General features: G+C 64.2%; 23 protein-coding genes. 13 read left to right on the plus strand and 10 right to left on the minus strand.

Annotated elements, in window-relative coordinates:
* Nucleotides 1–29 precede the first annotated feature (29 nt).
* The 3 genes from LAQ74_RS17650 (at nucleotide 30) to LAQ74_RS17660 (ending at nucleotide 4,562) form a co-directional block, all read left to right on the plus strand.
* Nucleotides 30–1,142 (plus strand): ABC transporter permease, encoded by a 1,113-nt coding sequence (locus tag LAQ74_RS17650; protein ID WP_224337983.1) that lies wholly within the window; start codon nucleotides 30–32, stop codon nucleotides 1,140–1,142.
* A 4-nt stretch (nucleotides 1,143–1,146) separates the two neighbouring features.
* The gene (locus LAQ74_RS17655; RefSeq protein WP_224337985.1) at nucleotides 1,147–3,327 is read left to right on the plus strand and encodes an ABC transporter ATP-binding protein; all 2,181 of its coding nucleotides are present in this window, start codon (nucleotides 1,147–1,149) and stop codon (nucleotides 3,325–3,327) included.
* A gap of 104 nt (nucleotides 3,328–3,431) precedes the next feature.
* Nucleotides 3,432–4,562: an enolase C-terminal domain-like protein gene (locus LAQ74_RS17660; RefSeq protein WP_224337987.1), complete on the plus strand. Its 1,131-nt coding sequence runs from the start codon at nucleotides 3,432–3,434 to the stop codon at nucleotides 4,560–4,562.
* A gap of 32 nt (nucleotides 4,563–4,594) precedes the next feature.
* On the opposite strand, the gene LAQ74_RS17665 is transcribed toward LAQ74_RS17660, so the two are convergent.
* Entirely contained in the window at nucleotides 4,595–5,461 is an 867-nt protein-coding gene (locus LAQ74_RS17665; RefSeq protein ID WP_224337989.1) for an SDR family NAD(P)-dependent oxidoreductase, read from the minus strand.
* A 156-nt stretch (nucleotides 5,462–5,617) separates the two neighbouring features.
* Between LAQ74_RS17665 and LAQ74_RS17670 the strand changes: the two genes are divergently transcribed.
* A complete protein-coding gene (locus LAQ74_RS17670; protein WP_224338076.1) occupies nucleotides 5,618–6,052 on the plus strand; it encodes a PPC domain-containing DNA-binding protein in 435 nt (144 codons plus the stop codon).
* Between the two features lie 19 nt (nucleotides 6,053–6,071).
* On the opposite strand, the gene LAQ74_RS17675 is transcribed toward LAQ74_RS17670, so the two are convergent.
* Entirely contained in the window at nucleotides 6,072–6,308 is a 237-nt protein-coding gene (locus LAQ74_RS17675) for a hypothetical protein (protein ID WP_224337991.1), read from the minus strand.
* Between the two features lie 147 nt (nucleotides 6,309–6,455).
* On the opposite strand from LAQ74_RS17675, the gene xacF reads away from it, so the two are divergent.
* Nucleotides 6,456–7,907 (plus strand): 2,5-dioxovalerate dehydrogenase, encoded by a 1,452-nt coding sequence (gene xacF / locus LAQ74_RS17680; protein WP_224337992.1) that lies wholly within the window; start codon nucleotides 6,456–6,458, stop codon nucleotides 7,905–7,907.
* A 102-nt stretch (nucleotides 7,908–8,009) separates the two neighbouring features.
* Here xacF and LAQ74_RS17685 read toward each other — a convergent pair whose 3' ends face one another.
* The 3 genes from LAQ74_RS17685 to LAQ74_RS17695 form a co-directional block, all read right to left on the minus strand.
* The gene (locus tag LAQ74_RS17685; protein WP_224337994.1) at nucleotides 8,010–8,849 is read right to left on the minus strand and encodes an NAD-dependent epimerase/dehydratase family protein; all 840 of its coding nucleotides are present in this window, start codon (nucleotides 8,847–8,849) and stop codon (nucleotides 8,010–8,012) included.
* A 139-nt stretch (nucleotides 8,850–8,988) separates the two neighbouring features.
* Complete coding sequence (locus LAQ74_RS17690; RefSeq protein ID WP_224337996.1) at nucleotides 8,989–9,462, minus strand: universal stress protein; 474 nt, start codon at nucleotides 9,460–9,462, stop codon at nucleotides 8,989–8,991.
* Between the two features lie 60 nt (nucleotides 9,463–9,522).
* Nucleotides 9,523–10,656: a mandelate racemase/muconate lactonizing enzyme family protein gene (locus tag LAQ74_RS17695; RefSeq protein WP_224337997.1), complete on the minus strand. Its 1,134-nt coding sequence runs from the start codon at nucleotides 10,654–10,656 to the stop codon at nucleotides 9,523–9,525.
* A gap of 189 nt (nucleotides 10,657–10,845) precedes the next feature.
* Here LAQ74_RS17695 and LAQ74_RS17700 point away from each other — a divergent pair, with 189 nt between their 5' ends.
* Nucleotides 10,846–11,781 (plus strand): dihydrodipicolinate synthase family protein, encoded by a 936-nt coding sequence (locus LAQ74_RS17700; protein ID WP_224337999.1) that lies wholly within the window; start codon nucleotides 10,846–10,848, stop codon nucleotides 11,779–11,781.
* A gap of 254 nt (nucleotides 11,782–12,035) precedes the next feature.
* Here the strand turns inward: LAQ74_RS17700 and LAQ74_RS17705 are convergent, their stop codons facing one another.
* On the minus strand, nucleotides 12,036–13,283 hold the full coding sequence (locus LAQ74_RS17705) for a mandelate racemase/muconate lactonizing enzyme family protein (protein WP_224338000.1): 1,248 nt from the start codon (nucleotides 13,281–13,283) through the stop codon (nucleotides 12,036–12,038).
* 139 nt (nucleotides 13,284–13,422) lie between these two features.
* The gene (locus tag LAQ74_RS17710) at nucleotides 13,423–14,196 is read right to left on the minus strand and encodes an IclR family transcriptional regulator (protein ID WP_224338002.1); all 774 of its coding nucleotides are present in this window, start codon (nucleotides 14,194–14,196) and stop codon (nucleotides 13,423–13,425) included.
* 506 nt (nucleotides 14,197–14,702) lie between these two features.
* Between LAQ74_RS17710 and LAQ74_RS17715 the strand changes: the two genes are divergently transcribed.
* Together LAQ74_RS17715 and LAQ74_RS17720 are read left to right on the plus strand one after the other, a co-directional pair.
* Nucleotides 14,703–15,638: a dihydrodipicolinate synthase family protein gene (locus LAQ74_RS17715; protein ID WP_224338004.1), complete on the plus strand. Its 936-nt coding sequence runs from the start codon at nucleotides 14,703–14,705 to the stop codon at nucleotides 15,636–15,638.
* Between the two features lie 128 nt (nucleotides 15,639–15,766).
* Nucleotides 15,767–16,489 carry a ThuA domain-containing protein gene (locus tag LAQ74_RS17720; RefSeq protein WP_224338006.1) on the plus strand — a complete coding sequence of 241 codons (723 nt, stop codon included), beginning with the start codon at nucleotides 15,767–15,769 and terminating at the stop codon, nucleotides 16,487–16,489.
* A gap of 68 nt (nucleotides 16,490–16,557) precedes the next feature.
* Here the strand turns inward: LAQ74_RS17720 and dgoD are convergent, their stop codons facing one another.
* Nucleotides 16,558–17,733 (minus strand): galactonate dehydratase, encoded by a 1,176-nt coding sequence (gene dgoD, locus LAQ74_RS17725; protein ID WP_224338007.1) that lies wholly within the window; start codon nucleotides 17,731–17,733, stop codon nucleotides 16,558–16,560.
* A gap of 186 nt (nucleotides 17,734–17,919) precedes the next feature.
* Here dgoD and cofC point away from each other — a divergent pair, with 186 nt between their 5' ends.
* Nucleotides 17,920–18,561, plus strand: a complete 642-nt coding sequence (gene cofC / locus LAQ74_RS17730; RefSeq protein WP_224338009.1) for a 2-phospho-L-lactate guanylyltransferase — start codon at nucleotides 17,920–17,922, stop codon at nucleotides 18,559–18,561.
* A 39-nt stretch (nucleotides 18,562–18,600) separates the two neighbouring features.
* On the opposite strand, the gene npdG is transcribed toward cofC, so the two are convergent.
* The gene (gene npdG, locus LAQ74_RS17735; protein ID WP_224338011.1) at nucleotides 18,601–19,269 is read right to left on the minus strand and encodes an NADPH-dependent F420 reductase; all 669 of its coding nucleotides are present in this window, start codon (nucleotides 19,267–19,269) and stop codon (nucleotides 18,601–18,603) included.
* 226 nt (nucleotides 19,270–19,495) lie between these two features.
* Here npdG and LAQ74_RS17740 point away from each other — a divergent pair, with 226 nt between their 5' ends.
* The 4 genes from LAQ74_RS17740 (at nucleotide 19,496) to LAQ74_RS17755 (ending at nucleotide 24,091) form a co-directional block, all read left to right on the plus strand.
* Complete coding sequence (locus LAQ74_RS17740; protein WP_224338013.1) at nucleotides 19,496–20,482, plus strand: LLM class flavin-dependent oxidoreductase; 987 nt, start codon at nucleotides 19,496–19,498, stop codon at nucleotides 20,480–20,482.
* Between the two features lie 547 nt (nucleotides 20,483–21,029).
* Complete coding sequence (locus LAQ74_RS17745) at nucleotides 21,030–21,272, plus strand: hypothetical protein (RefSeq protein ID WP_224338015.1); 243 nt, start codon at nucleotides 21,030–21,032, stop codon at nucleotides 21,270–21,272.
* Nucleotides 21,273–21,379: 107 nt separating this feature from the next.
* A complete protein-coding gene (locus LAQ74_RS17750) occupies nucleotides 21,380–22,837 on the plus strand; it encodes a metallopeptidase TldD-related protein (RefSeq protein ID WP_224338017.1) in 1,458 nt (485 codons plus the stop codon).
* Nucleotides 22,838–23,038: 201 nt separating this feature from the next.
* Nucleotides 23,039–24,091 (plus strand): succinylglutamate desuccinylase/aspartoacylase family protein, encoded by a 1,053-nt coding sequence (locus LAQ74_RS17755; RefSeq protein WP_224338018.1) that lies wholly within the window; start codon nucleotides 23,039–23,041, stop codon nucleotides 24,089–24,091.
* 55 nt (nucleotides 24,092–24,146) lie between these two features.
* Here LAQ74_RS17755 and LAQ74_RS17760 read toward each other — a convergent pair whose 3' ends face one another.
* Nucleotides 24,147–25,259 (minus strand): ABC transporter ATP-binding protein, encoded by a 1,113-nt coding sequence (locus LAQ74_RS17760; RefSeq protein ID WP_224338020.1) that lies wholly within the window; start codon nucleotides 25,257–25,259, stop codon nucleotides 24,147–24,149.
* Nucleotide 25,260: the final 1 nt, after the last annotated feature.

The following is a 25,260-nucleotide window of genomic DNA, read 5'->3' on the forward strand; positions in this document are numbered from 1 at the left end:
TTTCAGAGCCCTCACTCGGGGGTCGACCGATGAGCGAGCACACAGAGAGAGACGACAGAGACGACCGAACCGAGACAGACCGACCGGCAGCCGACGGGAGCCGGTCGAGAGACCGAGACGCGCTGACCGACGGTGGTAACGTTACCACGCCGTTCGACGTCGTCTCCGAGTACGAGGAGACGCGACAGGACCGGTACCGGAAGCTGTACGACGCGTACATCTACGCGCCGGTCTCGATCGTCTGGCGCGACTGGCGCGCGCGTATCGGCTTCTCTATCATCCTGCTCTACATCCTGATGGGCACGGTCGGGACCTGGATCATCGAGCCGACAACCGTCGCGGAGGGACCGGCGCTCGCACAGCCGTTCGAGACGATGGAGTACCCGTTGGGGACCGACGATATGGGTCGCGACCTGTTCTCGCAGATGGTTCACGCCACGCAGGGGATGCTCAAGATGATCGCCGCCGGCGCGGTGTTCACCGTGGTCGCCGGGACGACCATCGGCGCCATAGCAGGGTACAAAGGCGGAACCACCGACTCCGTGCTGAGTTCGATCACCGACATCTTCATCAACATCCCGGGCTTCCCGCTCGTGATGGTCCTCGCGCTGCTGCTTCCCATCGGCGGCAACCCGTACCTGGTCGGTATACTACTCTGCGTCGCCTCCTGGGGCGGTCTCGCGCGGGCGATTCGGTCGCAGGTACTGACGCTCCGGCAGGAGTCGTTCGTCGAGGCCGCCCGATCGATGGGGATTCCGACGAGAAAGATCGTGTTCAAGGATATCGTCCCGCACCTGATGCCGTTCGTCGTGATCAACCTCACGAACGCCGGACGACGGGTCATCTTCGAGGCCGCCGCGCTGTACTACCTCGGTATCCTCCCGTTCGAGGACCTCAACTGGGGCGTCACGCTCAACCTCGCGTACAACGGCGGCGCCCACTACCGGCCGGAGGCGCTCCACTGGTTCCTCGTGCCGATGGGCGCGATCATCTTCATCTCCATTGGACTCATCCTCCTCGGGCAGTCGCTCGACCGGGTGTTCAACCCCCGGGTCAGAGCGCGCCACGAGAAGATGAGCGCCGACGCTGCCGAAAACATCGACAACGACGAGAATCCCACTAACACGATTGGAGGACTCTGACACCATGACGATTTCACAGACCGACTCCGCCTACGGGGTCCCGAAGAGCGAAACGATACTCGAGATGCGAAACGCGTCCGTCTCCTTCGACATGGAACGAGGCGACTCGCGCGTCCTCAACAAAGTCGACCTCGACGTCCGACGGGACGAAATCCTCGGCATCGTCGGCGAGAGCGGGTCGGGCAAATCGATGCTCGCCTCCGCGTTTCTCGACGCGATCGTCGACCCGGGCGTCCTCTCGGGCGATATCACCTACTACCCCGAGAGCGGCGAACCGGTCGACGTGCTCGGCCTCGACAAGGGCGAACTCAAGGAGCTCCGCTGGGAGCAGATCTCGATGGTGTTCCAGGGGGCGATGAGTTCGTTCAACCCCGTCCGCAACATCAGGACGCACTTCGTCGAAACGCTGACCGCCCACGACTACAACGTCGACGAGGGGATGGAGCGCGCCGAGCAGTTGCTCTCGGACCTGTATCTCGATCCCGAACGCGTGCTCGACTCGTACCCGCACGAACTCTCCGGCGGGATGAAGCAACGGGCGCTCATCGCGCTCAGCCTCGTCCTCGAACCGGAGGTGCTCGTCATGGACGAGCCGACCGCCGCGCTCGACCTGCTGATGCAGCGCTCTATCATCTCGCTGCTACAGAACATCCAGCAGCAGTACGACCTGACCATCGTGTTCATCACGCACGACCTCCCGCTCATCGCGGATCTGGTCGACCGCATCGGCGTGATGTACGCCTTCGAACTCGCCGAACTCGGCCCGACCGCCGAGATGCTCGAAGCCCCGGCGCACCCGTACACGCGACTGCTGCTGAAGTCGACGCCGAACCTCGAGTCGCCCATCGACGAGATGCGGCCGGTCGAGGGGAGCGCACCCGACCCCGTGAACGTGCCGACGGGATGTTCGTTCCACCCCCGTTGTCCGCTCGCCGACGACACCTGCGTCACTCAGGACCCTGGGGCGTATCGAGTCGACTCGAGCCACCACGTCCACTGCCACCACTGGGAGGAGTCGGCCGACGAGATCCCGATGGGCGCGGCCGCGTCGTCGCTCGATAGCTTCGACGAGAGCTCCGTCCGGACGACCGCCGCGACGCAAGAGCGAGGCGGCGACCCGCTCGTCTCGCTGAACGACGTCGAAGTCCACTTCCAGAAAGAGAAGGGGTTCTTCGACTTCTTCTCGGATCCGCCGGCGGTCAAAGCCGTCGACGGTATCTCGCTCGACGTATACGAGAAAGACGCGATCGTCCTCGTCGGCGAGTCCGGTTGCGGCAAGACGACGCTCGGCAAGACGGCGGTCGGACTCCAGAAGCCGACCGGCGGCTCCATCGAGTACCGCGGCCACGACATCTGGGACGTCCACGACGGCAACGACCCCGATATGGGCTGGGGCGAGGTTCGCCGCTCGCTCCAGATCGTCCACCAGGACCCCGGTAGTTCGCTGAACCCCAACCGGCGGGTGAAAGCCTCCTTGGAGGAACCGCTGAAGCGTTGGAACCCCGAACTCGACGGGAACGACCGGAAGCAGCGCATCCTCGGACTGCTCGAACACGTCGGGATGGCGCCCGCCGAGGACTACTTCGAGCGGTATCCCCACCAACTCAGCGGTGGCGAACAGCAGCGCGTCGCCATCATCCGAGCGATGCTGATGAACCCGGATCTCATCCTCGCCGACGAACCGGTGAGCGCGCTCGACGTCTCGCTGCGCGTCGAGATGATGGACCTGATGATACAGCTTCAGGACGTGTTCGACACGTCCTACCTGTTCATCTCCCACGACCTCGCGAACGCGCGGTACATCGCCGAGAAGACGGGTGGTCGAATCGGCGTCGTCTACCTCGGCGAACTCGTCGAGATCGGACCGCCGGAGCAGATAATCAACGACCCGCAGCACCCGTACACGCAGGCGCTGCGGTGGGCGACGCCCGAACTCACCGTCGACGAGGAGGAAGCGACCGTCGAGGATTCGCCCATCCGGAAGATAGACATCCCGGACCCGACGAACCCGCCGAGCGGCTGTCACTACCACACGCGCTGCCCCGACGCGCGCGAGGTCTGCCGCACGACCGCCCCCGAGGCGTACGACGCCTCCGACGTGGAGACGCACCGCGCGTCGTGTTTCCGGGCACTCGACGACCACGAGTACTGGCAGAGCGGACCGATTACGGACGAGAACGACTGACTGGGTCGTCGCGTCGTTCGACCTCTCGGAGGCGATCTTGCACCGTTTTTGACCACCGATTCAACTAAGAGGCTCGAATCCGTCGTGAGAGACGATAATCCGCGATGGAGATCAGCGATATCGAGACGATTCGGTTCACGTATCGGTCGACGAAAGTCCGCGACGAGAAAGGTCACTCTCACCCAGGCGACCCCTACGAGAAGACGGGGAGTATCACGCGCGTCGTCGTCGACGGCGGCCCGGACGGCTACTGCACGGGCGGCGACGTCCGAGCGAACGACCTCGCTGCGAGGTATCTCACGGGAACGGACCCGCTCGAACGCGAGCAGATCTGGCAGCAGCTCAACCGCTCGCAACGCCTGCATAAGGGGACGTTCAGCGACTCGAACGTCTCGCGCATTGACAGTGCGCTCTGGGACGTCGCCGGCAAGGAGTTCGGCGTGCCCGTCTACCGACTGCTGGGCGGACACAGAGAGAAGATACCGGCCTACGGGAGTACGATGGTCGGCGACGACGACCCCGACGGACTCGGGACGCCGGAGGCGTACGCCGAGTTCGCGAGCGACCTGCTCGACGAGGGGTACCGCGCGATCAAGCTCCACACGTGGATGCCGCCGTACGACGCCGACCCCGAACGAGTTATCGAGGCGTGCCGCACCGTCCGAGCGGAGGTTGGCCCCGATGTCGACCTGATGCTCGACTCCCATCACTACTACAGTCGTACCGAGGCGAAGCGGATCGGACAGGCGCTCTCGGACCTCGACTTCAAGTGGTTCGAAGAGCCGATGGACGAGCACTCGATCTCCTCGTACGAGTGGCTGACGAACGAAGTCGACGTGTCGATCGTCGGTCCGGAGACGGCAGCGGGCCAGATGTACACGCGGGCGGAGTGGCTCAAACGCGGCGCGTCCGACATCAGTCGCGTCGGCGTCGGAGACGTCGGTGGACTCACGCCGGCGCTCAAGACGGTCCACCTCTGCCAGTCGTTCAACGTCGCGTGCGAGGTCCACGGCGGCAACGCGCCGAACCTCCACCTGCTCGGCGCGATGGCGACGCCCGGCGAGTACTACGAGCGAGGCCTCCTGCACCCGAACTACGACTACGACGGCGCGACGCCGTGGCTGTCCAACCCGGTCGACCCGCTGGACGACGACGGCTGCGTCCCCGTTCCGCAGTCGCCCGGCCTCGGCTACTCATTCGACTGGGACTACATCGAGGAACACCGGGTCGACTGAGTCGGAGAGCGCGTCCGCTCAGTCGCGGTCGTTCAGCCGTTATCGCTCGGTCGTGGTCGTTCAGCCGTCGTCGCTCGGTCGTCTTCTCGCCCGACGGCGAACGACTCCCACGACAACCCTTTTCCGACCGCCGCGACGCCGCCGTCGACCGGAACGTTCGCCGCGGTGACGAACGAAGCCTCATCGGACGCGAGAAAGCAGATGGCGTCCGCGACCTCGCGGGGCGCGGCCGCACGCTTGAGAACCCCCGGACCGTCGGGATGCGGCGAGGTCTTCTCGTCGAAGAACCGCCTCGCCTCCTCGGCGTCGTCCGGCAGGTGGTACTCCGTGATGACCCACCCCGGCGAGACGGCGTTCACTCGGATACCGGCGGCGGCGTGGTCGCAGGCCATGTCCTTCGTTATGGAGACCACAGCGCCCTTCGTCGCGTCGTACTGTGACCAGTTCGGTCGCGCGACAGTAGCACCGTTCGAGGCGACGTTGACGACCGACCCGCCCGCCGTCATCAGGGGAACGAGATGCTTCGTGCAGAACGCGACGCCCTTTAGATTGACCGCGAGAATGCGGTCCCAACTCTCCTCGTCGGCTTCGGTCACCGGTCGCGGGTCGACGCGGACGGCGGCGTTGTTCACGAGCACGCCCACGCGGTCGAACCGGTCACGAACTCGCGCGGCCATCGCGGCGACCTGCGACTCGTCGCCGACGTCGGCCGTCACGACGAGCGTTTCCCGACCGGTTGCCGCTTCGACGTCGGCGGCGGTCGTCTCGGCGGCAGTCTCGTCTCGGTCTACGACGACGACCGACGCACCCGCTTCGGCGAGTCGGAGACACGTTGCGGCACCGATTCCGTTGCCGCCACCCGTCACGACGGCGACGGTTTCAGACAGTCGACTGGACATAGCGAAGCCTCGTCGGAGGTGGGGTTAACAACTCCGGTCACCGCGCGGTGAATCGCCCGGATTCACCGCGACCCGGTGAGAGGCTCACTCGAACTCCCGTCGACGGCGGACGAAGCTTTATCTGCCTCGCCGGCACACCAGCAGTACGTCGAACCGATGGAAACATTCGAATCAGACGACGGACACGTAATCGTCCGTCTCGACCGCGGCGACCTCGCGCTCGAATCGCTCACGGAAGCGTGTGAGGAACACGACGTCGACACGGGCGTCGTCGTCTCCGGAATCGGCACGTTCAGTAACCTGAACATCCACTACGTGAATCGAGCCGACCTCCCGGAGGAGAAGGCCGACCGGAACGTCGACCTCGAACTCAACGGCTCCTGGGAGGTGACGAACGTCGGCGGCGTCGTCGCCGACGGCGAACCGCACCTGCACGTGACCGCGTTCGACGGCGAGCGGACGGTCGGCGGTCACCTCGAAGCGGGCTGCGAGGTGAACGTTCTCGGGGAGTTTACGATCCGAAAACTGGACGGACTCTCACTACACCGCCGGCCGGGAACCCACGGTATCTCGCAGCTTCGACGTCGGTGACGGCGACTCCGAACGTGGATTACTGACGCTGCCACCAGATTATCGCGAACGCCACCGTCCCGAAGGCGATGAGCGCCGCGCCCCAGAGTGCGAACATGGCAGCCAGGACGCCTTGGTTGATGAGAAATCCCAGAAGGAAGAGGCAGGCACCGAACGTCGCGATCTTGAGCGTCACCGAGTTTCGAATCGTCGCGAGTGGGTTCCTCGAACTCCCCCGCTGTTCGTCGCTCTTGCTAGTTTGGCTAATCGAATTCATTCGGTGCGTGGTACGGAATGACACTATTTAGAGATTGGGATGTCGTCGGTTCGACGACCATCGCTGTCGCTGGCGCGGGAGTCGGCGGAAGACGCGATTGTCGCCACCAAAACATTGGTATAGTGGTGTCGTGAACGCTATCGTAGTATGCCGACAGAGCACGGTAACTACGTCGACGGCGAGTGGACAGAGTCGTCGTCGAGTGAGACGTTCGAGGTACGGAACCCAGCCGACACGAGCACAGTCCTCGCCGAGTATCAGTCCTCGACGAGAGGCGACACGGAGACGGCGCTCGAAGCTGCCGTGGCCGCCCAGGAGACGTGGGCGTCGACGCCCGCGCCGGAGCGCGGGGCGACGCTGAAGCGCGCAGCCGACATCCTCGACGCACAGAAGGACGAACTGACGGAGACGCTCACCGCCGAAGAGGGGAAGACGCACGCGGAAGCCGGCGGCGAAGTGCAGCGGGCGATAGACATCTTCCACTACTACGCGGAGAAAGCGCGTGAACTCGGCGGGACGGTGAAATCTCCCAGCGGTGAGCACAAACAGCTGTACACGAAACTCGAACCGCTCGGCACCGTCTCGCTCATCACTCCGTGGAACTACCCGATTGCGATTCCGGCGTGGAAACTCGCGCCCGCGCTCGCCACGGGCAACACGGTCGTGTTGAAGCCCGCGTCGGTCGCACCGGGTGTCGCGCGGGCGCTGTTCGAGGCGCTCGACGAGGCCGGACTCCCCGACGGGGTGGCGAACTTCGTGACCGGATCCGGAAGCGAAGTCGGGTCGGTGCTGGCACAGCACGAAGCGGTCGACGGCGTGTCGTTCACCGGCAGCACGGGGGTTGGCACGACCGTCTCCCAGCAGGCCGCGAACGACCTCAAACGGGTCCAGTGTGAGATGGGCGGGAAGAACCCGACCGTCGTGATGCCGAGCGCCGACCTCGACGCGGCCGTCGACATCGTCGCAAGCGGCGCGTTCGGTGTCACAGGACAGGCCTGCACCGCCTGTTCGCGCGCCATCGTCCACGAGGACGTCTACGACGAGTTCGTCGACGCCGTCGTCGACTACGCGGAGACGATCGAAGTGGGCGACGGGAGTGCGGGTGCCGATATGGGCCCGCACGTCACCGAGAGTGAACTCGAAGGGACTCTCGACTACGTCTCGGTCGGCATCGACGAAGGTGCCACCCTCGAAACGGGCGGCGAGCGACTCACCGGCCACGGCTACGACGACGGCTACTTCGTCTCTCCGGCCGTCTTCTCGAACGTCGACTCCGAGATGCGCATCGCCCAAGAGGAGATATTTGGCCCGGTGCTGGCGGTGATCCCCGTCTCGGACTTCGATGAGGGCGTCGACGTCGCCAACGACGTCGAGTTCGGTCTCGCCGCGAGCGTCGTCACACAGGACCTCACAGAGGCCAACCGCTTCGTCGAAGCGGTCGAGGCGGGTGTGGCGAAGGTCAACGAGAAGACGACGGGACTCGAACTCCACGTCCCCTTCGGCGGCTACAAGAACTCCTCGACGAACACGTACCGCGAGCAGGGTGACGCGGGTCTCGACTTCTTCACGTCGACGAAAACCGTCTACATGAACTACTGAGTCACCCGACGAGAAAACCGATTGGCGTCGAACACCACAACGCCGAACGAAGCAACGAGCGAAACGACCCGTCGCAGGCGAGCGTGAACGGCCGACGTGCGCCTACTTCGGGGGTTCGTCCCACTCCTCGCCGTCGTCCTGCGGATTGTAGCCGATTTTCGCGCGCGCGTGTTCGAGGTCGTACCAGCGGCAACGGTTGTCGCTTACGCCGCTGAAGATGTCGAACTCGACGGAGTCGTCCTGCAGACAGCAGTCGATCTGGTGGGCGAAGTCACGGCGTGACTGCCAAGTCGCCTTCATCCGCGCGACCTGTTCTTCGTACTCCGGACTCCCTCGTTCCCACATTCCGTTTTCGACCCCTATCTCGGCGTCGCCGTAGGGGTGGTCGTTCTCGGGCATGTTGACAGTACAGATGCGCAACGCGTAGAACCGCTTCGGATATTCGTACGTCTCAACGTAGTACCGACCGAGGTCTTCGCCGAAACTCTTCGATGCGCCGTAGTACGAGTCGGGACGAACCGGGTCCTCGTGGTTAAGGACTAACTCGTACGTTCGCGAGTAGATATCCGGTTTGTGTTCCTCTTCGTATAGCCCCATCACGTGGTTCGTTGAGCCGAAGACAAACGACTCGACTTCGGCCTCGCGGGCGGCCTTCAACGCGTTGTACATCCCGATGACGTTGGGCTGGAAGATCTCGTCCCACTCTCCGTCCGTATCCGGATACGCCGCGAGGTGAACGACGGCGTCGTGTCCCTCGAACGCGTCGCGAAGCTTGTCGTACTCCGAGATGTCGCCGACGACGGTGTCGTACCCGCCGTAGGGGTGGTCGTCGGGGCGGTCCGACCGGTTGTAGTACGTGAAGTCGTACTCCGGGCGGTCGTGGAGATGGTCGATGATGGCGGTTCCGCAACGGCCGTAGACACCGGTCACTAGTACGTCCATGGTAGTAGCGGGAGTTTTGGCGTAATAAAATATGGGGGTGAGGAGCCTTTGTGTCTCACGAACTCTTCGCCAGTCGCAGACTCTTCGCAGCTCGTGGACTTCGCATCTCACGGACTCGTCACATCCGGTCGACGCCCGGTCAGTCCATCGCGGTCGTGACCAGTCCGTCGAAGTTGAGGATGACCTGTTGGGCGACGTCGCCGAAGAGGACCTTTCCGGTCGGCGAACGCTTCTGGCCGGTGAGGAAGACGTGATCGCAGGCGTGGCTCTCCGCCGTCTCGATGATCTTCGTCCCGAGTTCGTCCTCGTCGACGACGGCCGCGACTATCTCGTAGTCGACGCTCTTGCCCAGATCCGCCAGCGTCTCCTCAGCGAACTGACGGACGAACTGCCGAACCGAGTCGAGCGGTGACGGCGCGTCGTAGCTCGTGTGCTCCATCTGCTCGATCGACGCTATCGCGTCGAAGTTCTCGTCGACTCGCTCCGGTGTCAGCCAGGAGAACAACACCAGTTCGGCGCTGTCACCATCGTCGTTACTCGCGAACCTGACGGCTTCTTCGAGGAGCGTTCTGTGCGTCTCCGTGTCGTCTACGACGACGAACCCTCGCTGCATGGTCACATATACCATTGAACGACACGGAGAAATAGCTACCGGCGCCGAGTGACAGCCCGTTCAGTCAGCGCGGTACCGTTCGACGGCCGCCTCGTCGACGGTTATCCCCAACCCCGGTCCCTGCGGGACATCGAGGACGCCGCCGGTCGGGTCGAACGGCGTTTCGAGGATCTCGCTTCGGAGCGGGTTCTCGCTCCGGTCGAACTCGACCATCATTGGCTCGGGAACGTTCCGGGTGTGCGGGTAGCGGGAGACGCTCGCGGCGAACTGGACCGCCGCGGCGAGACCGACCGCGCTGTTCCAGATGTGAGGGCGCACGGCGACGTTCTCGGTCGTCGCCATGTCGGCGATGAGTCGCGCCTCCGAGAACCCCCCGCAGCGCCCGAGGTTGGGTTGGACGATGTCGACGGTCCGGTCGTCGATGAGCCGCTTGAACGCGAAGCGGCCATAGTGGGCTTCACCCGCCGCGATGGGCGTGTCGACGTGGCGCTTCACCTCGCGGTAACCGGACTCGTTCTCCGGCGGTACCGGCTCTTCGATCCACGCGATGTCGTACTCTGCGATGGCTTTCGCCGTCTTCACCGCCTGTCGCGGCCGGTAGTTCCCGTTCATGTCGACCATCAACGCGGCGTCGTCGCCGAGGACCTCTCTGGCCGTCCGCACGCGTTCGATATCCTCCTCGTAGCCGCTTCCGATCTTGATCTTCGCGGCCGTGAACCCCTCGTCGACCGCCTCGGCGATGGGGTCTTCGACCGGTCGGTCCCGCTCGGTGAAGTACATCGTCGACGCGTACGGCGTGAGCGTCTGACACGCCTCGCCGCCGAGCAACCGGTGTACCGGCCGGTCGACGGTCTTGCCGATGATGTCCCAGCAGGCGACGTCCAGGGCGCTGACGACGCTCTGGCTGAAGACGTTTCCGGCGAAGTGGTACGGGTCGGTGTACGACCGGTCGGCCAGCGACTCCACGTCGAAGGGGTCCATCCCGACGACGTCGTCGCGGAACAGTTCCTCGACCGTCGCGTCGACGATGCGACCGGGGGCGAACGCCTCACCCCACCCCACGGTTCCGGTGTCCGTCTCGACCCGCAGGAGAGTCGTCGCCCGCTTTCGGCCGAAGCCTCTCGAATCGCCCACACCTTCGCCTTCGGGAAGCATCGACGCGATGGGAATCGTCTCGATCTCTGTGATTTCCATGTGGTCTACTCCGAGGCGACCGGATTATAGCTTGCGCCACCGGCACGTCGGCATCGACTGTCGCGCCTCCCCTCCGCGGGGTGCGGGCACCATCCCTCGAATGGGGGACACGAGACGCACGAACTGACAATTGGGTTACTATTGGGCGGTACATTTATTAGTCGCATCAAATATATCTGGATATACTCCATGGTAAGAGCGGACCTCAGAGCTAGCTATCAGGATGTCGCGTTCACTACTGCCACCCCGTTCGAATCGGATGGCAGTACCGTAGACCATACTGCGCTAGTCGACAACATATCGAAACTGTACGATTCGGGGGCGCGGCAGTTCGTCCCCTGTGGAAACACGGGCGAGTACTACTCGCTCACCGACGAAGAACGGGTGGACGTCGTCGCGTCGCACGTCGAGGCTGTCGGCCCCGAGGCGACGATAACGGCCGGAGCGGCGGGAAGCCTCGTCGAAGTCGAGCGACTCGCGTCGGCGTACGAGGACGCGGGCGCGGACGCGCTCATGGTGATGCATCCAGACCATACCTACGTCCACGAGACGGGACTGAAGGAGTACTACCACCGAATCTGTGATTCGACCGACCTCGGTGTCGTCATCTACAAGCGCGGACCCCAGGTGACGCGCGACGTCATCGCCGACGTGAGCGAACGCGAGAACCTCGTCGCCGTGAAGTTCGCCGTCAACGACATCAAGGAGTTCTCACAGACCGTCGACGACGTCCCCGGCGAGCTCACGTGGGTCAACGGTATCGCCGAGCGGTACGCGCTCGCGTTCGCCATCGAAGGGGCGACCGGCTACACGACCGGTATCGGTAACTTCGTCCCCGAGGCGACGTTGGCGCTCCACGCGGCGGTCGAATCGAGAGACTGGACGCGCGCCCGTCGCATCCAGCAGAGTCTCCGGCCGTACGAGGACCTCAGAGAGCAGGCGGGCGAGGAGAACAACATCGCCGCGGCCAACAACGTCTCGGCGGTCAAGTACGGGATGGACCTCGCCGGCTATCGTGGCGGCGTCGTCCGGAGTCCGCTCGTCGAACTCTCCGAGGAGGACAAGAGCCGGGCGGACGACTACTACCGACAGATACAGTCCGAACCGCTACACGAGACCGCATAAGCGGCCGTCGAGAACACACCCGAACCGGAACGTGACCGAGCGCCACTCGTCAGACAGCATCACCATCGCACAGCCCGCGTTCTGGCTCTTCTGACATCGAGTCGCCGACGGTGCGACTCGGGGTACCTGCGACGCGACAGCTTCGAGCGACGCATCGCTTCGTCGGCTGAGAGCTCCTGCGGTGAGAATACCGGCGAGAACTGGTCGCTGCGCGAGAACCGTCGCCGGGTGCGGTGGTTGGCTACTGTGGCCGACTACCCGTCTTCGTCGTAGTGGAACTCGGTCCACGGACCGTCGACGAAGGGGTACGACTCGACGATGTCGAGGTCGACGTCGACGCCGAGTCCGGGTTTCTCCGGAACGGCGAGGACGCCGTCGGCGACGGACGGTTCACCGTCGATGATGTCGAACGCGAGGTCGAACTGGTACATCCCAGGGTCGTCGACGCTCGACTGGAGCAGCTGGTCGTCCTCGAAGACGGGATACTCGAGCAGCCGAACTTCCGGCGCGGCGGCGACGAGGTGCGCGTTCGCGATCAGTCCGAGCCACGTCCCGAAGTTGTGAGGGACGAACTCGACGTCGCGTCCGCGGCAGAACTCGACCGCCTTCCGACACCCAGTGTACCCCTCGTGGTGGCGCACGTCCCCTTGGAGGAACTGGACCGCTCCCGTCCGTCCGAGTTCGACCAGTCCCGCCGCCGACCCCTCGCTCTCTCCCCCGGCGAGCGGTGCCCCCGACTCCGCGAGCGCGACGTAGCCGGCGTAGTCGTCGGGTTCGACCGGCTCTTCTATCCAGTAGGCGCCGCGCTCGGTCGCGTGTTCGACCAACTCCCGAACCGTCTCGGCGCCGTACGCGTCACGAAGCTTCCACCACGTGTGGACGTCGAGCATTATCTCCATCTCGTCGACGGTCTCGACGAGTCGGTCGACCGTTTCCCGGTCGCCTTCCGGTCCGATGCCGGGTCGGTACTTGTACCCCATGAACCCGCACTCCTCCAACGTCGCCGCCTGCGCGGCGTACCCCTCCGGTTCCATGTACATCCCGGCGCTCGCGTACAACGGTATCTCGGTCGTTGGGTCGGAGTCGTACTCCTCGGAGAGCAGTCGGTAGATCGGTTCGCCGAGTTCCTTACCCCGAACGTCGTAGAGCGCGACGTCGACTGCGGATATCGCTTCGGTCCGGAGATGTTCGGGGAGGTTCACCTCGCCGAGTACGTCGTGAGCGTCGGTGATCCGATCTATCGTCGCCCCTTCGAGCGCGTCGGCGATCTTCCCGCTGACGATATCGGCGAACGTCCCCTGCGAGTCGCCCTCGAAGTACTCCCGCATCGCGGAACTACTCGCGCCCGCGGTCGAGACCCCTCGCGTTCCGTCTTTCGTCTCGACGACGACGAGCACGACGTCGCGCTTGCGGAGGCGACGCGTGCCGCCGAAAAACGAGCGACTCTGCGGCGGGTCTATCGGTGACGAGAGAGCGTAGCCTCTCACCTCGGCGATTTCCATGCTCACGACAAACGAACAGAGAGGCATAAATCATTCTACGCGGCCGACTCGGCCGCCCAACGGACGGACGCGAACAGTCGAAAATCGAGCGATAGACGGGAGAAATCGAACGACGAACGGGCGAACGCGGCGAACGGACCTACGAGAACTTCGTGTTGAGTTCGATGACGTTCGCTGCCCGCTTGACGTAGTCGGACAGTTCGCCGTGGAGTCGGTCGTCGGTGAACCGACTCGACGGACCCGAGATGCTGATGGCACCGAGGACCTTCTCACCGTTTCTGACCGGCGCCGAGACGCATCTCAGTCCTTCGATGTTCTCCTCGTCGTCGATGCCGTAGCCTCGCTCGGCGGTTCGTTCGAGTTCCGTCACGAGTTCGTCTCGCGAGGTTATCGTCGTCTGCGTATGTCTGACGTATTCGACGCCGTCGAGTATCTCGTCTCGTCGTTCGGCAGGGAGGTACGCCAGTATCGCCTTGCCGAGCGAGGTGGAGTGGACCGGTTGTTGTGTTCCGACGCGGGAGGCGGTCGTCACCGCCCGTTCGCCTGCGGACTTACAGAGATACGACACATTGCCGTACTCGATGATGCCGAACTGCGCGATTTCGCCCGTCTCCTCGGCCAGCGATTCGACTTCGTCTTCGATCACGTCGTAGTTACCGACCTGCTCTCGGACGTGCTTGGCCATGTCGAGGATGCGGAGGCTCAACCGATAACTGTCGCCCTCGCGGACCACGAACTTGCGCTCTTCGAGCGTCTGGAGGTGGCTGTGGATGGTGCTCTTGGAGTGTCCGAGTTCGTTCGCCAACTCCGTGACGCCGACGCCCTCCTGTCTCTGGAGGGCGTCGATGATGTTGAAGGCGATCTTCACCGACCTGATCGTTCGCCCGGGCCTCGTACCGGTGTGCTTGGTCATAGCAAACCCACCGAGTTCTTCCCATATAAAACTTGTTCCCGAGAGGGGAACTATCCGTCGACACCTCCTGTGCGACTTCCCCTCCGTCGAGTGGATGCGGCGGTGCCCTGTGAACTGGTCTCGCACCCGGGTCATAAGCTCCGGTCCGTTCGCGGGCCCCACCTCGGACGGAGAGCCGTTCCCGGGTCCCGAACTATCGCTCGGTTGGAAAATTTCGGTCGTCTCGTCACGGGTGCTTCGTCGAATTCTCCCGTAGCGGCCTTCAGACGCCGGTTCGGAACCGCCCCATTGAGCCCCCCCCGGAGACGCTGAGCTACGAAATGGGTCCAGGACGCTATCCATTACAGAACTAATAATGTAACGCTGTGTTCGTCAATACCGAACACTTCTACGGTCGTCGAACGTGGCGTTACCGGCGTGAGCGGTGCTGTGTCTCGAAGGCGGCGAGACCGGATCTACGCGCAACCGAATCTTTTTATCGGGGGACGGAGAGTACCACCTGTCACATGCTCAGAGACGACTTTCGGGAGATGAAAGAGCACATCTCCGGAGGAATCATGCCAGCGACCGCCGTGCCGTGGACGCCCGACTACGAGCTTATCGAGGACGACCTCTCGTCGCTCGTGAGTTACCTCGCGGGCGTCGACGGCATCGTCGGACTCGTGGCCAACGCTCACACGGGCGAGTGCAAGATGCTCTCACGCGAGATGAAACAGCGAGTGATTCGGGTTCACAAGGAGGCCGCCGGCGACGTACCGGTGTTCTCGGGCGTCTACGGCGAGAGCTCGCTGCAAGCCGCCGAGATGGCCAGAGAGGCCGAGGAAGCGGGCGCGGACGGGCTCATGCTGCTCCCGCTCGACATCTACTCGAACCAGGACCCCCGCGAGCCGGTCGAACACTTCGAGCGCGTCGCCGAGGCCGTCGACATCCCGCTCATCAACTTCCAGTTCCCGACGTGGGGCAGCGCCGGCCTCCCCATCAGCGCCCACGTGGAAATCTGCAGTCTCCCGGAGGTTATCGGCTTTAAGGAGGCCTCATTCGACCCCATGCGCTACGAGGAGACCGTGCGCGCGCTGGACCACATCCGCGACGATTTCACCCAACTGACGGGCAACGACACGTTCCTCTATCACGCCTACCACCTCGGCGCCGAGACCGGACTCATCGGCTACGGAAATCTCGTGCCCGAACTGCACGTCGAGAAGATTCGCGCGGTTCACGACGGCGACCTCGAACGCGCCAAGGAGATCCGCGAACAGCTCTTGCCGCTCACCAACCACGTGTTCGGCACGCCCGAAGGTCGGTATCGCGCCCGCGTCAAGGCCGCACTCGAGATGCAGGGTATCTTCCAGTACGATACGCTGCTCCCGCCGCAACAGCAGATCAGCGCCGAGGAACGACAGGAACTCCGCGAAATCCTCGTCGACCTCGGAGAACTCTAGCCGCGGTACTGTCGGAGCCGCGCTGTTCAGCGTCGACGCCAGCGGAGTCGACACCGTCCGAACGCCGTTTCGCGTCTGTCCCGACGCGATGCACCAATTCTTATATCCGCAGCGAGAGAGCTACGAGCATGACCGTTCGAGTGACCGTCTGGAACGAGAACGTCCACGAACTGAACGAACCCGAAGTCGCCGAACGCTACCCCGACGGGATACACGGCGCCATCGCCGAGAGCCTCGACGCCGACGGCTTCGAGGTTCGGACCGCGACGCTGCAGGAACCCGAACACGGGCTCACAGAAGCCGTCCTCGCGGAGACGGACGTGCTCGTCTGGTGGTCCCACTGCGCCAACGACGAGGTGGCGGACGACGTCGCCGAGCGAGTCGTCGACCGGGTCAACGACGGGATGGGGTTCGTCCCGCTGCACTCGGGGAAGAACTCGAAACCGTTCAAGCGGCTGATGGGGACGACCTGTCGCATCAAATACCGCCACGGCGGCGAGACGGAGCGACTGTGGGTCGCCGACCCGGGCCACCCCATCGCGGACGGACTCGACGACCACTTCGAGATTCCGTCGACCGAGATGTACGGCGAGCCCTTCGATATCCCTGAACCCGACCGGACGGTGTTCATCTCGTGGTTCGAAGGCGGCGAAGTGTTTCGCTCGGGCGTCTGCTACCGTCGCGGCCGCGGTCGAATCTTCGCGTTCCGACCGGGACACGAGGAGTACCCCATCTTCTACCAGGACGAGGTGCAGCAGGTCATCGAAAACGCCGTCGAGTGGGCGGCGCCCAACGAGGGCGCGAGCGCGACGTGGGGCGAAGTCGACCCCGTCGAATCCGGCGACGAGTGACGCTTCCGGACGGTCACCGTCCGTTCACCGCTCGGCGACCCGACGCTTCTCACCGTTCAGCGAGTCGCTCACCGCTCGGCGACGCTTCCGTCCGGTCGCCGGCCGACGGGTCGGTCGTAGGAGAGGTCGGTTCCGGCGAACTCGCGGACAGCGTCCTCGTCGACGGAGACGCCAAGCCCCGGTCCGTCCGGCACGTCGACGAAGCCGTCACGGAGGTCGAGCCAATCCGTATTCTCGACGTACCTGCTGGCTCTCTCCCGACCGAGAATCACTTGCTCCTGAACAAGTGCGTTGGGAGCGCCGACGTCTAGGTGAAGCGACGACGCGAGCGCGAGCGGACCGATGGGACAGTGGGGCGCGAACGACACGTCGTAGGTCTCCGCCATATCGGCGATCTTCCGCGTCTCGGTGATGCCGCCCGCGCTGGAGACGTCCGGTTGGACGACGTCCACCGCACCCGCTTCGAGTAGCGGCCGGAACTCCCACCGCGAGTAGAGTCGTTCGCCGGTGGCGAGCGGTACCGTCGTCTGCTCCGCCAGCGTAGCCAGTTCCGGCCACTGCTCGGGGAGGACCGGTTCCTCGACGAACAGCGGGTCGAACGGTTCGAGCGCAGCCAGTAGGCGTCTCGCCATCGTCTTCGACGCGCGCCCGTGGAAATCGAGCGCTACGCCGACCTCCGGACCGACCGCCTCGCGGACCGCACCGACGATGGCGCGCGCCTGTTCGACTGCCCCCGGCGTGTCGATGCGTTCGAGGGTGTCCGTCGGGACCAACTTGACCGCCGTGTACCCCTCGTCGACCGCGCGCCGCGCATCCCGTGCCGCGGCGGCGGCGGGGTCGTCGTTCGATTCGTCGTGGTGCGCGGAGACGTGTTCGTAGGCACGGACGCGGTCTCGCGCACGTCCGCCGAGTAACTCGAATATCGGCTCACCGCACCGCTTGCCTTTGATGTCCCACAGCGCCTGGTCGATGCCCGCGATGGCACTCATGTGGACGGGACCGCCGCGGTAGAAACTGCTCCGGTACATCGACTGCCACAGTGCCTCGATTCGCGCCGGGTCTTCGCCCAACACGTAGTGCTGCAGCATCTGGTCGACGGCGCTCCGCGTCGCCGGCGTGCTTCCGTTCACGAAGTGCCACTTCGTGTACGGCTCTCCCCAGCCGACCACCCCGTCGCTCGTCTCGATTCTGAGCAGTTGCCAGCGGGGCGGTACCTCGTACAGTTCGTAGTCGGTGATTCGCATCCGTGACTGTGGTGTGCGACCACCGGACATGAACGTTCTGGCGCGTACCCTCGGCCCCATACTCGGACACGCTCGGCCGAATTCGTCGCGTTCGCAAACTCGGCAGGGTCCGGCCGAAGGCAACGAACTCGCTCGGACCCGTCCGTTCGGTGAGGGTTTAAGCCACCCCATCGAGAGGGAACCCCTATGAGGGTCATCGTCCCGTTCGACTCGTGTAACCCGAAGACCCGGCTCTCGGAGGTACTCTCACCGTCGGAGCGGGAGGGGTTCGCGACGGCGATGCTCGCGGACGTTCTCGATGCCGTCGATGCCGCCGCCGAGTCGCCGACGGTACTCGCGTCGGGCCCCGTCGGCATCGATGCGGCCGACACAATCGTCGACGAACGGCCGCTCTCGACGGCCGTCAACGACCAACTGCGTACCGCGACGGAACCCGTCGCCGTCTTGATGGCGGACCTCCCGTTGGCGACGGCGTCGGCGCTCGACCGACTGTTCTCGGCCTCCGGCGAGGTCGTCCTCGCGCGCGGCGTCGGCGGCGGTACCAACGCGCTGGTCGTACGTCGCCCGGAGTTCACCGTCGACTACCACGACGCGTCGTATCTCGACCACCTCGCCATCGCCCGAGATCGAGGGCTCGCGGTGGAGGAACTCGACTCCTACTCGCTTGGAATCGATGTCGACGAACCGGCCGACCTCGCCGAAGTGCTGCTGCACACCGACGGCCGATCGGCTCGCTGGTTGCGGTCGGCCGGATTCACGCTCGCGACGGACGACGGCCGCGTCGGCGTCGTTCGCGCCGAACGACCCGCGGTCGAAGCACGCGAGTAATACCTTCGGATGCGGTCGGAGAAACGTACGCTTCGTCCGTTACTCGAAGCGAACGCCGAGGTCGTGAAGCCCCTCGTTGTTCATCGCGAGGTTGATGAGCAACGGGGTGATGCTCTCGACGAGTGCGGTGTTCGCGAGCGGGCCGCCGTCGAGCGCGCGCAGTCCCTGAATCTCTTCAGCCATCGACGAGACGAGCGATTTCGCTTCCGGGTCGTCGCCCGTGACGACGACGTCCGCGCTGAGGTCGTTGTCGAGGTCGCTGAGTGCACCCGCCGCGAGATTCTGGAACGCACCGACGACGGCGACGCCGTCGGGTACCGCCGACTCGATGCGCTCGGCGACTGAACCGTTCCCCGGCGGGTCGTAGCTGAATCCGCTCTTCGACCGGTTCATCTGTACGGCCGGACTCACGACGACGTCGCCGTCGTCCAGTTCGGACGCGACGGCCTCGACGGTGTCGACGACGAACTGCGGCGGGATGCTGAGGACGACGACCGACGCGTCTCTCGCGGCCGCCTCGTTGCTGGCCGCCCCGATGTCGGCGTCGGTCCCCGCCGTCGAGAGACGATCCCGGTACGTCTCGACCGCCGCGTCGGCCTTCTCGGGGTCGCGTGAGCCGACGATGACCGTGTAGTCCGTATCCTGTGCCCAGCGGAGCGCTAGCCCCTCGCCGATGTCACCAGTACCACCTAGGAGTGCGACTTCCATCCCTTAGTCGATGCCAGTTGCGGGTCAAAGCTGTATGGAGCGGGCCGGAAGTAAACGAATAATCGCGAATATTCGCCGGTGTGTCCTGCGTCTCCGCCGCCCACCACCTCGGTCGAGCGGTCGGACGCGGTACGTGGTCTCTGTTCTCTCTGACACGCCCCCGCAGCCTCCCGATTCTTCGGCATAAATACTTATATATCGGGTCTGCACATAGCTAAACAGCCGCATGAAGTTTGGAATCTTTCCCATAGAGGGTGGCGACACCTGGGAAGGTGTCGTCGAACAGTGTCAACTGGCCGAGGACGTCGGGTTCAGAACCTGTTGGGTGAACGATCACCAGGCGACCGAAGGCGACAACTACTGGCCGTCGCCGTTGACGCGCCTCACGAGTATCGCGACGGGGACCGAGAAACTCGAACTCGTGACGAGCGTCCTCATTCTCCCGCTGTACCACCCGCTGCACGTGGCCCAGCGAGCGGCCATGCTCGACAACATCTCCGGCGGCCGGTTGACGCTCGGCGTCGGACTCGGGTACGTCGAAAAGGAGTTCGAGGCGTTCGACGTTCCGATGAACGAACGCGCCGGTCGGTTGATAGAGGGGCTTCGATTCCTCGACCTCTTTCTCTCGTCGGACGAACCGATCTCCTTCGAGTGTCCGTTCTTCGAGGTGGAGGACTGGGAACCGCTGCCGGACACGATTCAGGACCCCCGCCCACCGCTGTGGGTCGGCGGCTGGGGCGACAAGCAGATCGGCCGGTCGGTGCGGTTCTCCGACGCGTGGGTTCCCGGCGTCGTCGCCGACCTCGGCATCGTCGAGGACCGCAAGGAACTTCAGAAGGAGCACATCGAAAAGAGCGACCAAGGGTGGGACGAGATAGACCACCCGCTGATGCGCGAGTGCGTCATCGCCGAGACCGAAGCGGAGGTGATGGAGCGAAAACAGTACCTCCACCGGACGTACCTCGACGAGTACGGCGGCGAGTTCTCCCATCCGCTGATGACCGCCGATTCCGTCGAGGACTTCGAGGTGTTGGCCGACGACCGGTTCATCTACGGGACGCCCGAGCAGATCATCGACCAGATACAGCGTATACAGGACCGCTTCCCGCTCGACCAACTCACGCTTCGGTTCCACCACTCGGGGATGCCGAAGGACCTCGTCGAAGAACAGATTCGACTGTTCGGCGAGGAAGTCATCCCTGCATTCGAGTAGTCCACCGACGGTCCGACGTTCCAGCGCGATTCTCCCAGCGTGGGTTTCATCGTCAGGTCGTCCATCAGCCGTGTACGACCACGAATCGGGCCGGACACGACGGATGTTGGCGTTTATTCGTGCAGATCACGAAACCTTCGGACCGGTGCTAACTGGTCCGAGCGCGAGAACTCCACGTAGTGCGAGAGAATTGCACAAAATCGTGTATCTCTATAGAAGAACATAGCCATCTCAAAACCGAATTTATATCTCAATATATTACTAGAAATTTTCTGAGTACATAGATAGGTACAGATAGTGATTAGACCTATATCGCCTACACTTACTGATTCAGTACATCTCTTATCTCGAACGATCATGTCGGGAGTCTCTATTTACCATATTCAATATCTTCTATTATAGATATTAATTTTAATTTACTATATAGAGTATCTATGTCGTTCGTGTCTACTACCTTTCCCGCGACCACGGTGTGACTGTCCGAGGGGATATGTTCGACGTTCCGCGTTCCCGAAGGTTGATACGGGTGCCCCCGATACGCAAAGCCATGCCGAACTCCCGACTGCGGCGAAACGGGTGGTCGACCATCGGTCTCGGTCTCTCCGTCGCCTTCGCAGTCGGCGTTTTCGTCTACTTTTGGCTCGCCGGGACGCCGCTGCGCGGGGCGGTGGTCGCACTCCTCGTCCTCTTGGCAGGGGTGTGGGAGCACCGACGGAAAGTGCGGGATGTCGTCGTCGCCGAGTCGTACGAGGCCGAAGCGGAGGCGCAACGGCGCGAAAACCGAAAATGACCGAGTTGACTCGGACGCTCGCGCGTTCGACCCGCAGCGCGTTTTACCCGTCGAGCGTCCGCCCGTCGTCCGGGAGTTTCATACCCCGTGATTAGGTATCTCTCCGCATGAACGAGAGCGCCGAGCCGATCGAGGCGATGGAGTGGTTACTCGACCGCTTCGAAGACGACGCTGACGTCGCGTACGCCGAAGTAGGGGCCGTCTCGCAGGCGAAGACGGACCTCGTCGTCACCGCGGACGATCCGCGGGACGAACTCACCTTCGACGAGACGGGCGTCTGGTGTCGCGTCTTCGCCGACGGTGCGGCCGACTACCGGTACACGACGAGTCTGGACGAGGAGGCGCTGACGGACGTGGCGGACCGAGCGGTTCGCGGCGGCAAGTTCCTCGCACAGTCCGACCCCGCCCGATTCGACCGGTTCACGACCCACAGAGCCGTTCACGGCGGGTGGGCGGCCGACCGAATCGACGACGTGTCGCCGGAGACGAAGCGTTCGATCGTCGAGGCAGGGCTCTCGGCGGCGGACAACCTCGACGTCGAACGTCAGTGGGCCAACTACACCGACGCGCACGTCGAGGAGACGGCGGCGACGACCACCGGCAGCACCGTCAGAACGACGCTGGACCGAGCGAGCATGAAGTACACGCTCACCATTCGTGGCGGGCCGACGGTTCGGCGTCACGCCGGGTCCACGCGCGGGGCCGCGTTTCTCGACGAACTGCCGGACGTGTTCGAGGCCGCGGCCGACGATGCGCGGGCGTTGTCACGGGCGGCCGCGGCCGACGCGCCGACCGGCGAGACGACGGTCGCTTTGAGTCCGCAAGCGGCGGGGCAGTTGTTCGCGTTCCTCTCGCGGTACCTCGAAGCCGACACCTACGAGATGGGGCTGAGCCCGTACGACGTCGGCGACGAACTCGGTCCGGAATCGCTCTCGATAGCCGATACCGTTCGGGCCGGGTCGTGGGCCGCCCGCGGCTACGACGCCGAACTCCGGCCGACGACGCCGGTGCAACTGGTCGAGGACGGAACCGTGACGCGCCGACTCCACAACACCGCTACCGGGGCCGAGGCGGACGTGTTTCCGGCCGGAAACGCGGTCCACAGTCTCGGATTCGGCGAAGCACCACGTATCCACGCCCGCCATCTGGAGATCGAGCCCGGTGACACCACGCGCGCGGCCCTCCGCGACGGGGCCGACGTGCTCGTCGAACGATTCGCCGAACCGTGGCTTCGCGACGAGTTGGAACGCGTCCAGCGGTCGGGCGTCATGCCCGCCAGCGCCCTCTACGCGAGAGATATCGACGAGAAATTCGACGACAGACCCGACCGAGGCTGCGCCGAATTCCCTGTCGCGGAGGGATATCGCCTCCGAGGCGGCGAACGCTCCGGGCGCGTCGAGGGAATCTCGCTCGTGTACGACCCCGAGACGCTTCGCCGAGTGACCGCCATCGGCGGCGTTCGTGACACCGTCACCGGCGTCGACGGAAAGCACAAATCGCAGATACCGTACGCGGTGACCGCCCCGGGCCTTCGGCTTCGGGGTGCGCTCCGCGCGGCCCAGTAGCCTGCGAGTGGACAGCAACGCAGCGAGGACGCGACTGCGGCGACACCGCCGATGGATTTACCACCCACCCATGCGGTGTTTTCGACCATCGATGGCTCAGAGAAACGCTGTAGCACGGTGGGGGGATCCCCCCGTCACACGACGGCGAACGTGGTACGTTTCCGAGCGACTGACTGACGCGGACTGCCGCCCGAGGGACCGATGAAGCTCGGAACCGCGCAATCGGCGCCCGGCGAGGTCTCCACCGGCTACTTCACCGTCACCGAGTTGCCGACGGGGCAACCGGAACAGGTTCCGGTCGTCGTCGTCGAGGGCGAGGAGTCGGGGCCGACGGTATGGGTGACCGGAACGATTCACGGCGACGAACCCACCGGGATGGAGGTGATACACGAGTTCGTCGACCGCATCCGCGACGAGTCGCTCTCGGGAACCGTCGTTTGCATTCCGGTGATGAACCCGTCGGGGCTCCGGACGAACGCCCGGACCTCCTACTACGACGGTGACGACCCGAACCGGTACTTCGGCCTCGACGGCGACGGCGAGACGCCGCCGCGCGTCCAGCAACTGATCTGCGACCGCCTGTACGAGGAGATTCGTGCGAACGCCGACGCCGTCATCTCGCTTCACACGTCGTGGGTCGCGACGTACCCCTACACGATACGACCGCGAGTTCGCTACGGCGACCACCGAACGAAGACGGACGCCGTCGAGTTGCGCGACCGCCTCGTCGAACTCGTCGACGCCTTCGGCCTCCCGGTCGTCAACCAGTTCAGTCCCGACGAGACCGTGCAACGGTCGCTCGACCACACGCTGACCGGCGCGGCCATCGCCGACGAGATTCCGGCATTCACGCCGGAACTCGGCGGTCGATTCGTCGTCGAGCAGGACGTCTGTGAGGCGGCCGTCGCCGGGTTACAGAACGTCCTCCACACCCTCGAAATGGTGTCGGAACCGGCGGCGTCCGCGACGACGTTCGAGCTTCCGGCCGACACCGACCTCAAACGGTTCGTCCACCCGCACACCGATACTGCCGGAATCGTTCACTACCGAGTACGGGAGGGCGGGTGGGTCGACTCCGGAGATGTGGTTGCGGACATCGTCACTCCGTGCGGGGAGACGAAGGCGCAGGTGGCAGTCGATCACTCGGGCTACGTCCTCAGTCGCTACGAGGGCGTCGCGGTCTACGAGAACGACCCGCTGCTCGACATGGCTGTCCCGGACGACGAGTCGCTGCTGTTGCATCAGTCGGATTGACCGCCGTCGGCGACGCAGCGAGCGCCTCCCGACGAAGAATTCGAGAACCGCGACGTCAGTCGTCCGCCGGTGCCGACTCGGAGTCGTCGCCTGCGCCGCTGGCCGTGACGTCGTCCGCTCGACGGCTGCCCTCCAGTTCCTCGTAGGGGTCATACCCCTCGGCGCTCTCGTAGAGGTGACAGGCGATATCCTGGTCGACGTCGACGTCTACCTTCTGTTCGAGCGGCGGGACGACTTGGTCACAGACGTCGCCGATGTAGTCCGGACAGCGCGATTTGAACCGACACCCGGTCGGAATCTCGATGACGTCGCCCACCTCGCCCTGTAGCTCGACACGCTCGCGACCCACGTCCGGGTCGGGGACCGGAACCGCGTTGATGAGCGCCTGCGTGTAGGGGTGCTGAGGGTTCTCGATGATCTGGTCGGTCGGCCCCTTCTCGACGATCTTGCCCATGTACATGATGGCGAGACGGTCGCACATATGCCGGAGCAAGGAGAGGTCGTGGCTGATGTAGACGACCGAGAGACCGAACTCCTCGGTCATCCGGTTGAGCAGCGACAGCACTCCCGCTCTGAGGCTCACGTCGAGCATCGACACCGGTTCGTCGGCGACGATGAAGTCCGGGTCGAGGACGAGCGCCCGCGCGATGGCGACGCGCTGACGCTGCCCGCCCGACAGTTCGTGCGGGTACTGGTCGTAGTACTGCTCGGGGGGTTGGAGCTCCGCGAACTCCAGCGCGCGCTGGACCCGCGCCGTCTCGTTTCTGATGTCGTGGATGCGGAGCGGTTCGGCGATGATGTCGTACACCGTCATCCGGGGGTTGAGACTCTCGAAGGGGTCCTGAAAGATCATCTGGGCGTTCTGTCTGAACTCCTTGAGTTCCTCGTCTGTGGCCTCCGAGAGCTCCTTGTCGTTGTAGACGATGTCGCCGTCGGTCGGCTCGTGGAGCTTCACCAGCGACATCCCCGTCGTGGTCTTCCCGCAGCCGGACTCGCCCGCCAACCCGAGCGTCTCGCCCTTGTGGAGATTGAAACTGACGCCGTCGACCGCGTGGACGTAGTCGGGTTCGTCGCCGGAGACCGACTGCATCAGACTCGCTATCCAGCCCTGATTGACCTTGAAATGCTTCTTGAGGTCGTCGACTTCTAGAAGCACGTCGTCTCGCATC

It is taken from the genome of Haloprofundus halobius, assembly GCF_020097835.1.
In the GTDB taxonomy this organism is placed as follows: domain Archaea; phylum Halobacteriota; class Halobacteria; order Halobacteriales; family Haloferacaceae; genus Haloprofundus; species Haloprofundus halobius.